Origin of the sequence: Eudoraea sp. (assembly GCF_039969275.1) — a bacterium.
Taxonomy (GTDB): domain Bacteria; phylum Bacteroidota; class Bacteroidia; order Flavobacteriales; family Flavobacteriaceae; genus Eudoraea.
Map to the genome: position 1 here is coordinate 49,773 of NZ_JBDVOC010000014.1, position 12,773 is coordinate 62,545.

7 protein-coding genes are annotated in these 12,773 nt (G+C 38.2%); 3 read left to right on the forward strand and 4 right to left on the reverse strand.

Annotation, left to right across the window (positions count from 1 at the left end):
- The 4 genes from ABJH90_RS12370 to ABJH90_RS12385 all read right to left on the reverse strand — a co-directional run bounded on the left by ABJH90_RS12370 (nt 1) and on the right by ABJH90_RS12385 (nt 6,078).
- A complete protein-coding gene (locus ABJH90_RS12370) occupies nt 1-1,890 on the reverse strand; it encodes a glycoside hydrolase family 13 protein (RefSeq protein WP_348141630.1) in 1,890 nt (629 codons plus the stop codon).
- Nucleotides 1,891-1,961: 71 nt separating this feature from the next.
- Nucleotides 1,962-4,277, reverse strand: coding sequence for a glycoside hydrolase family 65 protein (locus ABJH90_RS12375; protein WP_348141629.1), 2,316 nt, complete (start codon nt 4,275-4,277; stop codon nt 1,962-1,964).
- 75 nt (nt 4,278-4,352) lie between these two features.
- Nucleotides 4,353-5,024 carry a beta-phosphoglucomutase gene (pgmB, locus tag ABJH90_RS12380; RefSeq protein ID WP_348141628.1) on the reverse strand — a complete coding sequence of 224 codons (672 nt, stop codon included), beginning with the start codon at nt 5,022-5,024 and terminating at the stop codon, nt 4,353-4,355.
- Nucleotides 5,025-5,040: 16 nt separating this feature from the next.
- A complete protein-coding gene (locus ABJH90_RS12385) occupies nt 5,041-6,078 on the reverse strand; it encodes a LacI family DNA-binding transcriptional regulator (RefSeq protein WP_348141627.1) in 1,038 nt (345 codons plus the stop codon).
- A gap of 355 nt (nt 6,079-6,433) precedes the next feature.
- Here ABJH90_RS12385 and ABJH90_RS12390 point away from each other — a divergent pair, with 355 nt between their 5' ends.
- The 3 genes from ABJH90_RS12390 to ABJH90_RS12400 all read left to right on the forward strand — a co-directional run bounded on the left by ABJH90_RS12390 (nt 6,434) and on the right by ABJH90_RS12400 (nt 12,773).
- Nucleotides 6,434-9,532: a SusC/RagA family TonB-linked outer membrane protein gene (locus ABJH90_RS12390; protein WP_348141626.1), complete on the forward strand. Its 3,099-nt coding sequence runs from the start codon at nt 6,434-6,436 to the stop codon at nt 9,530-9,532.
- Between the two features lie 53 nt (nt 9,533-9,585).
- On the forward strand, nt 9,586-11,163 hold the full coding sequence (locus ABJH90_RS12395; RefSeq protein ID WP_348141625.1) for a RagB/SusD family nutrient uptake outer membrane protein: 1,578 nt from the start codon (nt 9,586-9,588) through the stop codon (nt 11,161-11,163).
- A gap of 125 nt (nt 11,164-11,288) precedes the next feature.
- Nucleotides 11,289-12,773: an FGGY family carbohydrate kinase gene (locus ABJH90_RS12400; RefSeq protein WP_348141624.1), complete on the forward strand. Its 1,485-nt coding sequence runs from the start codon at nt 11,289-11,291 to the stop codon at nt 12,771-12,773.

The following is a 12,773-nucleotide window of genomic DNA, read 5'->3' on the forward strand; positions in this document are numbered from 1 at the left end:
CTAATTAGATTTTTTGCTCAATATTAGCACTCCTTTATCTTTTAATTGCAAATCGTTTTTCAAAATAATTTCTTCTGAGGTAAGTATATCTTTAAATTTATTACCAATAAGATTCATTTCATTAAAACGCTCCAGGTTTAACGTATATGGTTTCTCATTTTTATTTAGTATCAGCAATACTTTTTCATGCTTATTCTGCCTAAAAATGACATAAACCCCGTCCTTTGGAGCAAAATGAGTGGTTTTGCCTGTATGAATTGCTGTACTTCCTTTTCGATAGTTCAGTATTTTTCTGGTAAACTCCTGCATCTTTTTCTGCTCCCTTTTAAGGCCCGCACCCGTAAAAGCATTAACACTGTCGTTTTCCCATCCCCCCGGAAAGTCAGACCGGATAAGACCATGGTCTCCGGGATTATCACTATTATTTAATAAAACTTCAGTGCCATAGTATATTTGAGGTATGCGGGGAGCGAAGATTATAAATGCCAGTGCCATTTTGGTGTTAACAAAATCTTCATTCAACTGTGTAAAAAGACGATCCATATCATGATTATCTCCAAAAAACAAAATAGAAAAAGGATTGTGATATGCAAAATCATTGGCAAGTCCTTCATACAATTTTATCAATCCGGAATCCCAATGCTCTTCTTCATTAAGTGCTTCAATTAACGTACGCTGCAATGGAAAATCCATTGTAGTTTTTAGGTTAGATTCATAACCATCTGTATTGGTTACCCCCTGTTGCCAATAGCGAACCAAAAGTGGGTTATAAGTCCATTCCTCTCCGACAATATTAAATTTTGGATATTCATGCATAATACTACCAGCCCATTTGGACATAAAATCCTTATCGGGATAAGGATAGGTATCTTGCCTGATCCCTCCAAGTTTCAAAGTCTCTATCCACCAAATACTATTCTGAATAATATAATTGGCCATAAAAGGATTATTTTGATTTAAATCAGGCATTGAGGGTACAAACCATCCATTATCCATTAGATCTTTATCTGCTTTTGAAGCGTAAAGATCCTGATTTACTGTGCGTCGGTGGTTAGTAACCTTCGGTTCTGCTCCTTCCTCGTGTTCCGATTGAAAGTTAATCCAATTGCGAAATGGTAAATCTGACATCCACCAATGATTAGCTCCGCAATGATTAGCAACCTGGTCCATGATTAATTTTATTCCATTTTCCGCTGCTTTCTTTGAGAGCATAATATAGTCCGCCAGATTTCCAAAACGCGGATCCACTTGGTAAAAATCAGTCATTGCATAGCCATGGTAAGAAGACTGGGGCATATCGTTAATCAATAAAGGGGTGGGCCATATGGCAGTAAACCCCATGGAAGCTATGTAGTCTAAATGATTAATAATTCCTTGAATATCCCCTCCATGACGAGCATAGTCATCTTTCCTGTTGATCTTTTTTTCAAGAAGTCCCGGTACAATATTTATTTCAGGATCGCCATTGGCAAAACGATCGGGAGTAATTAAATAGATTACATCTGAAGAATCAAAACCCAAAAATTCATCAGATAGTCTTTCCCTTTTATTCAAAGGATATGAATAGTAGATTTCATTTCCACCTTCAGTAGTGAGCAAAATTTGCATTAGACCGGGCGAAGTATCTGCAGCAATCGTAATATCGAGGAATAAATAATTGGGGCTTTCAGCCCTATGGAAGGCTTCCAGACTAACTCCATTGTATAGAATTGACGGGGTAGCTGCTCCAATTCCCTTACCTTTTAACATTAGCTGTAATCTGGTATTCTTGAACCCCAGCCACCAATTAGGAGGCTCAACCCTATCTATCTGAGCAGATGAAAAAGATACCATCAAAAAGAGCATACCAGTTAAAACAATTGATTTTACTAACCATCCAATTTTCATCATGGGTTAATTTCTTGTCATATACAATCTGAGTAAAATGATTCAATAAGGTAAAAAAGATCAAACCGGATCTTTTAGGTATTGAGTTCAATAGTTTCCTGAGATGGTTTTAACAGAACCCTTTTGTCATTTACCCGTATAGTCATCTCAGCCGTCCCGTCGTATTCAAAACTTGTCTGATGTTCTGTGACATTAACCTTAATGATGCGGTTTCTGAAATTTACTTTAAATGAATACGAATTCCATTGTTTTGGAATTTTAGGTGCAAAAGAAAGTTTATCATCTTTCATTCGCATACCTCCAAATCCCTCTACGATACTCATCCAAGTTCCTGCCATCGAAGTGATATGTAAACCTTCTTCAACCTCTTTGTTATAATCATCCAGATCCAGTCTTGAAGTACGTAAATAAAACTTATATGCCTGCTCCATCCTGCCTAATTTGGCAGCCTGAATGCTATGTACGCAAGGCGATAAGGACGATTCATGGACAGTAAATGGTTCATAAAAATCGAAATGCCTTTCAAGTTCTTCCATGCTGAAATTGTCTTCAAACAAATAAAATCCCTGTAAGGTATCTGCTTGTTTTATGTAGGGTGAACGCAAAATCCTGTCCCAACTCCATTTTTGATTAATTGGTCTGTGGGAAACATCCAGATCTTCGACTGTGATAAGTTCTTTGTCCAGAAATCCATCTTGCTGCAGGTAAATTTGTAAATCCTCTGAATAAGGGAAGTATAAATTTTTTGAAATTTCTTCCCACTTATCAGTCTCGGCCTCAGATAGTGAAGTACGTCCAATGATCCTGGTGTAGTCTTCTTTATACCCTTCTTTTACCTTTTGCAACTGTTCCAGCGTATATTCCATACACCATTTTGCAAGGTAATTCGTGTACCAATTATTATTTACGTTGTTTTCGTATTCGTTGGGCCCGGTCACCCCAAGTATCACAAAATTGTTTTTGTCATTGGAAAATGTAGCCCTTTGACCCCAGAAACGAGAAATACCTATTAGTACTTCGAGACCCATTTCAGGAATATATGAATAGTCTCCTGTAAATCGGTTATAGTTGTATATGGCAAATGCAATGGCTCCATTACGGTGTATCTCTTCAAAAGTAATCTCCCATTCATTATGGCATTCTTCCCCGTTCATTGTTACCATAGGGTATAAGGCTGCTCCGTTAACAAAACCTAATTTCTGGGCATTCTCAATGGCCTTTTCCAGGTGATTATATCTATACTGTAGCAGATTCCTGGCAACGAGGTGATCTTTGGTCGCCATATAAAAAGGAATACAATAGGCCTCAGTATCCCAATAGGTACTGCCTCCATACTTCTCTCCGGTAAATCCTTTTGGGCCAATATTTAGTCTGGAATCCGTGCCCAAATAAGTTTGATTTAAGTGAAATATATTAAATCTAATGCCCTGCTGAGCTTTTACATCACCCTGAATACTTATGTCGCTCATCTCCCAAATTTTAGCCCAGGTGGCTATTTGTTTTTCCAATAATTTATCGAAACCAATGGAAGTAGCAGATTTAAGAGTCTTTTTTGCAGCATTCACCAATTCATCTGGCTCGTGATCTCTGGAAACGGTATAACCTCCATATTTATAAAAAGAGATTTCTTCACCTTGTTTTGCCGAAAGAATATATTCATGTCCAACCCATAATTCTTTGATTTCTTCGGAAACATCAACAGGTACTTCAGAGCCATTAGCAGTTAACTGGCATTCCATAAAAGTACAAATCTCAAAATGAGTTTTCATGGTATGCGCTTCAATAAAGGCCTGTTTCCCTTCTGAATTCACTTTAGTGACGTTCCAGAATTTGTCGTCCCAATTGCTGTCTTCATTGGTAATACCATTATCTAAATATGGAACAAAGCGAATAGACGCATTTCTATTTACTGGTATAATTTTATACTTTATGGCCCCTACTTCATCAAACTCCAGGCTCAAAAACCGAACTACTTCAACATCTATCTCAATAGCATTGGGTAAAGTAGCAGTGAAGTTTCTTTTATACCAACCCTCCTTCATATTGAGTTCTCGCCTGAAACCGCTAACATTAGTGCAAGTATTAAGATCTAAAGGTTCATTATCAACAAACACGTTGATCCCAATCCAGTTAGGCGCATTTAAGACTTTGGCAAAATATTCCGGGTAACCATTCTTCCACCAACCTACCCTTGTTTTATCCGGGTAGTACACTCCGGCAATATAGCTCCCCTGGAAAGTGGGGCCTGAGTATTGTTCCTCAAAATTTGCTCGCTGTCCCATGGCACCATTTCCTATGCTAAAGAGGCTCTCAGAAGATTTTACGTTCTCCTTATTAAATCCTTCTTCAATTACAGACCATTCATCTGCCGTAATATATTCTTTATTCATATTGTATTGCGTTAAAATCGTTTTCTAAGAATTGATTAAAATAGGCAAATAAGTATAATTTGCAGGGTAAATACCTTAATTTTTACTCTTTAGTAATAAAATTAGGTCATTTAAAAACCCAAGATCTATTTCAGTGAAGTTATTAAAACCGTGGTCGGCATCAGACAAAATTTTCACATCTCCAATTCCTATGCTCTCCATGCCGGCTGTATTGGCAGCCTCTATTCCGGCTAGTGCATCCTCAAAAACCACGCAGTTTACTGGTTCTACACCTAATTTTTTTGCGGCTATCAAAAAAACCTCCGGATCGGGTTTAGCTTTGTTTACCTGAGTACCATCTACAATAGCATCAAAATAGGGCATCAACTCAACCTTTTTCAAAATTGAAACAGCATTTTTACTTGCAGAACCAAGCGCCATTGGAATTCCTTTATCTTTAAGGTATCCCAAGACTTTAGTCACATCGGGAAGTATTTCACTTTCATCCATATTGGAAATATATTTCAGATAGTCCTCATTTTTATCTTCCAACCATGCATCAAACTGTTCTTTGGAAACAGAAATATTCCCCATTTCCAATAAAAGTTCCAGACATCTTTTACGGCTAACTCCTTTGAATTTCTCATTGTCATCTTCAGTAAAATCAATCCCCAGTTCATCGGCCAGATTTTTCCAGGCCAGATAATGGTATTTCGCAGTATCAACAATTACTCCGTCTAAATCGAATATAAATCCGGTTTTCTTCATTTTATTGCATGTGTAATTAATTAATTGTTGATTCTCTTTCAATCAGCGTAGCTTCTATAACTTCAGTTCTAAAAGTTTCTTCTTCTAAATCCTTATCATCATCTCTTTCTATCTTCTCAATAAGCATTCTGGCAGCAATTTCACCCATTCTTTCTCCATGTTGGGCAACCGATGTAAGTGCAGGCGTAGCCAGTTTAGACAGAATACCATCGGTAAAACCAATAAAGGCTACATCCCCAGGGATTCTTATTCCATTTTTCTGCGCGATTCTCATAGATCTAACCGCAAAAATTTCATTAACACATAAGACTGCATCCATCTTATTCTTATTTGCTGCAAAGAAGGCTTCGCTCTTTGTTTCATCCTCGAATTGATATGGCAAACGCAAAATTAAACTTTCATCCAGCTCCAGCTTGTTGTCTTTTAGAGCCTTGTAATAACCCTGAGCTCTTTTTTCGCTTACATTCAAATAACTTTCGGTTGTAACTAATGCTATACGTTTTCTGCCATTATCTATAAGTTTTTTTACCGCCATATAAGAAGCTTCAAAGTCGTTAATAACTACCTTGTCACAAATCACCTCATCTGTAACCCTGTCAAAAAGGACCAGGGGCATACCCTGTTCAATTATTTCCTTCAAATGATTGAAATCATTTTGTTGCTGTGTTTCTGCAGATAAGGCCATAATGAAACCGTCAATACTACCATTTGCCAATAACTCCATATTTATAACTTCCTTCTCGAATGATTCATCCGATACACATGCAATAACATTATATCCTCTGGTATCCGCAAATTTTTCTATTCCTCTAAAAACTGTGGTAAAAAAATGATGAACTATATCGGGTATGATTACCCCGATATTTTTGGTGCGCCTATTTTTAAGGCTAATGGCAATATTGTTAGGCTTGTAGTGGTAAAGTTTAGCAAAGGCCTGAATCTTTTCCGTTGTGTCTTTGCTTATTTCTCGATTGTTTTTTAGTGCCTTTGATACTGTTGAAATGGACACTTCCAATTCTCTTGCAATTTGTTTAAGGGTAATCTTTTTTTTCAAATCTTAAAGATTAAAATGTCCAAATGTTAAAGTACTTAAAATTAACCATCCTAAAAATATATTCTATTTTTTAACACATAAAAATATCCTTAACCACATAAACTAGTATCTTTATGGGCAAGTAAAATAAAAAAAATATTATATTTGTCTCGTTTTTAACAAAGATCGAACCAAAAAAATAGGAATAAAATAATTTTGCCAACTCTATTTTATCGGACTCACAGATAACAAAAGTTATTAACACGAAACCGTTTTCGTTGTTAATAAGTGTTGCTGAGAGAAAGATATTTACATATTTTTTACATAGGTTTAACCTTTGGTACAAATAATTAACTAAACTCAAAATTAACTTTTTATGAAGATTACGCTACTAAAGAGCTTTTTATTGGTTGGAGCTATTTTAAGCTTCGGACTTGCAAAAGCGCAAGAAGTATCAGGTACAGTTACCGATGCAAATGGTCCTTTACCAGGGGCCAGTGTTGTTGTAAAAGGAACTACCAACGGTACGCAGACAGACTTTGATGGTAATTATACAATAAACAATGTGGAAAGCGATGCCACACTGGTTGTTAGTTATATTGGTTACAGTACTCAAGAAGTCGCATTAAATGGAAGAACTACTGTTAATGTAGTTTTGGAAGAAGATGCACAGGCATTAGATGAAGTAGTAATTATCGGTTATGGTACTACTACAGTGAAAGATGCAACAGGTGCTGTCTCAGCAATTAATTCTGAAGACTTTAATTCGGGTATTATTGCTTCTCCTGAGCAATTGATCCAGGGTAAGACTGCCGGGGTTCAGATCACTCAGTCCAGTGGTGAACCAGGTGCTGGAGTAAATATTAGGATCAGGGGTGCTAATTCTATCCGTTCCAACAATAGTCCGCTTTTCGTTGTGGATGGTGTTCCGTTATCATCAGAATCTACTACTCCTGGTGGTGGAGATATTACCGGTGGTGAGAATGCTTCCAGAAACCCATTAAACTTTATAAACCCTCAAGATATTGAAAGTATCTCTATCTTAAAAGATGCCTCTGCAACAGCCATTTATGGATCAAGGGGAGCAAACGGGGTTGTAATTGTAACCACAAAAAGTGGTAAAACTGCTACAGGTGGTGTCTGGGAAATAAATCAAACCGTGAGTATTTCAACACCCAGAGAGAATTTTGACCTTTATGATGCACCCACTTTTCTTGCACAAACCGCCGCAGAACGCGGTCAAACAATTGCGGATGATATAGATGAAGGATATAATACAGACTGGCAGAAGGTAGTTTTAAGAACTGTGGCTTCTCCTGTTACCAATTTATCCTATTCCAATAATTACGGTAGTGGTAATGTAAGAGGTACTTTTTCTTATGGAAAACAGTTTGGAGTTATCCAAGGTTCTTCTCAAGAAAGAATAACAGGTAGAGTTAATGTCAATCAACGCTTTTTGGATGACAGACTAAAATTTGATTTACAAGCCTCCATTGCCCGTGTCAATGATTTGGCTCCGCAAATTAGTGGTGGATCAGGTGCCAGTGGTAACCTAATTGGAGCAACATATTCTGCAAACCCAACATGGCCCAACGATCCATCGTTTGTTATTCCGGGTAACCTCTTAAACCCCGCTAACCTTTTGAAATATTACCAACAAAAAACCAATACAGACAGGTTTTTGGTCAACTTTGCTACTTCTTATGACATTATTGATGATGATGATAATGAATTGAGAGCAAAGATAGCTTTGGGTTATGATGACTCTGATGCTACAGCAAGCGCAACTATTTCACCTTTAGTTACAAATCAGAACAGGGTGAGTGGTCAGGGACAGGCCTCGTTCAATGAATTGCGAGCGACAAGTAAATTACTTGAAGCAACCCTTAATTGGCAAAGAGATTGGTCCAACGTTTCTTTAGATGCGATTATAGGTTTTACCTATCAGGATTTTCAAAGACAAGGATTCAATTCTCAGGGATGGGGTACACCCGAAACTGGTCTGGACCAAATGGGTAAGAACTTAAGACAAGACATAAACAATGCAGCTAGCACCATTGCAGGCCCATACCAACAATTTGGTTTTGATGTTAACAATAATACTTTTGTAAACACTCTTAACCCATTCAATGATACCGGAGTGCTTAACAATGTTCAGGGCAGACAATTTACCTCTGTCTGGGTAAACAACTTCAACAATACTGATGAATTACAATCATACTTTGCAAGGGCAAATGTAAACCTGCATAACAAATACTTATTTACTGCAACCTTTAGAGCGGATGGTTCATCTAAATTTGCGCCGGACAACCAATATGGTTATTTCCCGTCTGGTGCTTTTGCGTGGAAAGTTAATGAAGAAGAGTTCATTGGTCCTGCTTTTTCTACTTTAAAACTAAGATTAAGTGCAGGTATCACGGGTAACCAGGATGGTTTAACATATGGTCAGTTTGTCAAAAGACAGCGTTTTGCTGACCCAACCATTGCAGACGATGGCACTGTAAACAGACCGGGGCTTGAAACTGTTGCTGTTCAAAATCCTGATTTAAAGTGGGAAGAGACAACTGATTTTAATGTTGGAGTTGATTTTGGTTTCGGCCTTGATCGCTTTACCGGCTCACTCGACTTCTATAAAAAGAGTACTAAAGATCTCTTGTTCAGACAAGCAGCAGCTGCACCGGCTTTTGATCCTTTTGTCTTTAAGAACCTTGCAAATGGTAAGCTAGTTAACCAGGGGGTTGAATTGGCCGTTGCCTATGATTTTATCCAAAATGATAAAATGACTTTTTCAGGAGCATTTAATATCTCCTATAACGACAATAAGGTTAATGGTTTAGAAGGTACAACGGCAGATTTCGGAGAAATTAATGGTCCGGGACTTACGGGAGCTTTTGCTCAGCGCCTGGGAGAAGGAATGTCGATTTTCTCTTACTATATGGCAACATATTCTGAGGATGCCAGTGGAAATCCTAACTTTAGTGCAGACGAAAAAAGTTTTGTCGGTGAGGATGCTGTTCCTGATGTTCTTTCGGGACTTACCCTTAATTTAAACGCAGGCAATTGGGACGCCAATATCTTCTTTGCCGGTCAATTTGGATTCTCGGTTTATAACAACACAAGAAATGCCTTCTTAAACAGGCCTACCTTTTTAACTTCCAGAAACACAGATCCTGATGGTTTTAACCTGGTTTCTCAGGAAGTGTCTACCCTATATTTAGAAAAAGGAGATTTTGTACGTTTACAAAACGCAACGGTTGGCTATAATGTGCCTCTTAAGGATGGAACGTTTAAGAATTTAAGGTTCTCATTAACAGGACAGAATTTGTTACTGTTTACTGGCTATAGTGGTCTGGATCCAGAAGTTACGGCCAATACAGGCGATGGTTTTGGAAGTGGTATTCCAAGTCAGGGAATAGATTATACCGCATTCCCAAGACCACTGACAGTGACTTTAGGAATAAACGCTAAATTTTAATTTTAAAAAAAACTGCAATGATTAATTATTTAAAAACACGATCAAAAATTTTGATGTTTTCGTTACCAGCATTGGCCTTGTTCTTCTCATGTACCGATCTGGAAATCGAAGCGACAGATTCTTTGCTTGCCCCTAATTTTGAGGGTATTGCAACTGCCGAAGAAGCAGCAAGTCAGGTTTCTGCAATGTATAATTCCATAAACGGATACATTGGTGACCAGGCTAACCTTTATGCACTTAGTGAAGTTACAACAGATGAAATGTTAGTTCCAACAAGAGGATCTGACTGGGGTGATAATGGAATATGGAGACAATTACATCAGCATTCGTGGACTCCTGATCATTCGTATATTACAAATGTTTGGAATCAATGGAATGAGCTTCAACTGGTAGCCAGTGAAGTATTAGACAGCAGGTCTGCATCTTCGCCAGATTCAAGAGCGGCTGCATCTTTCTTTAGGGCTTTAGCGGTATATGTCATCTTAGACAATTTTGGCCAGGTGCCTATCAGGGATACTGAGGCTCCACCATTAGATGATCCTGCGGTTTTAACTGGTGAAGAAGCTATATCTCTTATAGTCTCCGATTTGGAAGCCGCTATTTCAGGACTTCCCGCTACAGGACCTTCAGGCGCAGAAAACGTAAATGTTTCTAAGGCCGCAGCCAGATATCTATTGGCTAAGGTTCATTTGAACAGACATATTTTCAACGGATCTGGAAGCGCAGATGCTTCTGATATGGCCAGAGTGATTACCTTGGTGGATCTAATTGCTGCCGATGGTTACGCACTGCAATCCGGTTATTTTGATATATTTAGAGAAACAGCAGATAATGAAACCATATGGTGGATAAATACCGGTGTTGGTAACAGGATCTGGAATGGCTTGCACTATAACCTTGTTACACCAGAACAATCGGGTGGATGGAATGGTTTTTCAACCCTTTCAGAATTCTATGATCTATTTGAAGGTCCTGAAAGTAATGTTGTAGGAGGAGGCCAGGAAGAAAGAAGAGGTGGTGTTCCACTTCAAGGAGCACCGGCTGGCGAAGATGGAACGACTGATTCGGATAGTGACGGAATCTCAGATGGTACGCATATTGGTTTTGGTTTCCTTAAAGGACAACAATATGGCCCAACTGGTTCTGCTCTAACAGAGAGAGGTGGCGCACCTTTGAACTTTTCAAGAGAATTTATTAGTGCAGTTGACGGCCAACCGAACCTTCTTGATAATGATGAAGTAACAGGGATAAGAGTACTTAAGTACAACCCTAGATATGGCGGTTTCACATCACATGAAATCTTCTTCAGATATTCAGATGCACATTTAATGAAAGCAGAGGCCATGCTTAGAAGCGGAGGCGATCCAACTGCAATGGTTAACGTACTACGTGTTTTACGTGGTGCCACGCCATTAGGAAGTGTATCAGAGCAAAATTTGATAGATGAAAGAGGTAGAGAACTTTATATAGAGTTTTGGAGACGTAATGATTTAATCAGATTTGGTCAATATACCCGTGACTGGGAATTTAAAGACCCAGCCGCTATTGGTAATGCAGATCGTGAATTATTTCCTATTCCTGCAACTCAGATTATTCTTAACCCTAATCTGGTTCAGAATCCAGGATATTAAGAAGTTTATTTAAATTTATTTAAATAAAAAACCCTGATCTATTTGATCAGGGTTTTTTATTTTTAATGCCTTGTCATATAGCCATAAAAACAATATCTTACCTATTCAAAAACCAATTACAAAGCATGTACACTATAGGCTATGACCTTGGAAGTTCTTCAATAAAAGCAGCCTTGGTAGAAATGTCTACAGGTAAAAGCCTGGCCCTAATAAGTGAACCTAAAAAGGAAATGAGTATGCACTCTCCCAACATAGGTTGGGCAGAACAGGATCCTGATGATTGGTGGACACATGTATGCAAGGCTACAAAACAACTACTTAAAGAAACTAAAGTTCAGCCTAATGAAATAACAGGTGTCGGCATTTCTTATCAAATGCACGGACTTGTTATTGTTGATGAACACGGTGCTCCTCTTAGAAATTCCATTATCTGGTGTGATGGCAGGGCGGTTGACATAGGCAATAACGCATTTGATGACCTTGGCCACGACCGATGTGCCGCTAAATTATTGAATTCACCGGCTAACTTTACGGCATCCAAATTAAAGTGGGTAAAAGAAAACGAACCGGATCTTTATAGTAAAACCCATAAAGCCATGCTTCCCGGTGACTATATTGCCTACAAATTAAGCGGTAAAATTAATACTACTATTTCGGGACTTTCAGAAGGTATATTCTGGGATTTTGAGGAAGAGAAAATTGCGAATTGGCTTATAGATTACTATGGAATAGACATAGAGCTAATCCCTGAAATTATAGCTACATTTTCAGACCAGGGTCATATCACGTCTAAAGGAGCTAAGGAAACTGGCCTCGCAGAAGGCACTCCTATTCTTTACCGCGCCGGAGATCAACCTAATAATGCCCTCTCGCTAAACGTATTTAATCCGGGTGAAGTTGCAGCCACAGGCGGTACATCAGGCGTTGTTTATGCTATCACTGATAACCTGTCTGTGAAAGAAAGTTCGCGTGTTAATAATTTTGCCCATGTTAACTATTCGTCTAAGAGCAGGCGTATAGGAAAATTATTATGTATCAATGGCGCCGGAATAATGTACAGATGGTTATTAAATAACTTAAAGGTTTCATCCTATCAGGAAATGAATGAGCTGGCAGCTCAGGTATCCATTGGTGCGCAAGGAGTTATTATTTTACCTTTCGGCAATGGCCCAGAGCGAATGTTAGAGAACAAAAATTTAGGAGCTCAAATAAAGAATGTAAACTTAAATATTCATACGAAGGCTCATCTTTGCAGAGCTGCTCTTGAAGGGATTGCTTTTTCTTTTGTTTATGGAATGGAAATACTTAAAACAGATGGTATAAAGGCAAAGGTAATAAGGGCTGGTAATGATAATTTATTCAGGTCGCCCATTTTTTCCAATACCATAGCCACCTTAATCGAACAGGATATTGAAATATATAATACTACCGGTGCTATAGGTGCCGCCAGAGCCTGTCAGCTAAATGATGGAAATTATGCAGCATTCGGAAAACAAATTATGGATAATGATTATATTATGAGTTATTCACCCACTTCTGATAAAAAGGAATATAAAATGGCCTACGAGCTTTGGAAAAACGAACTGGAAATAACATTAAAAAACAATTAA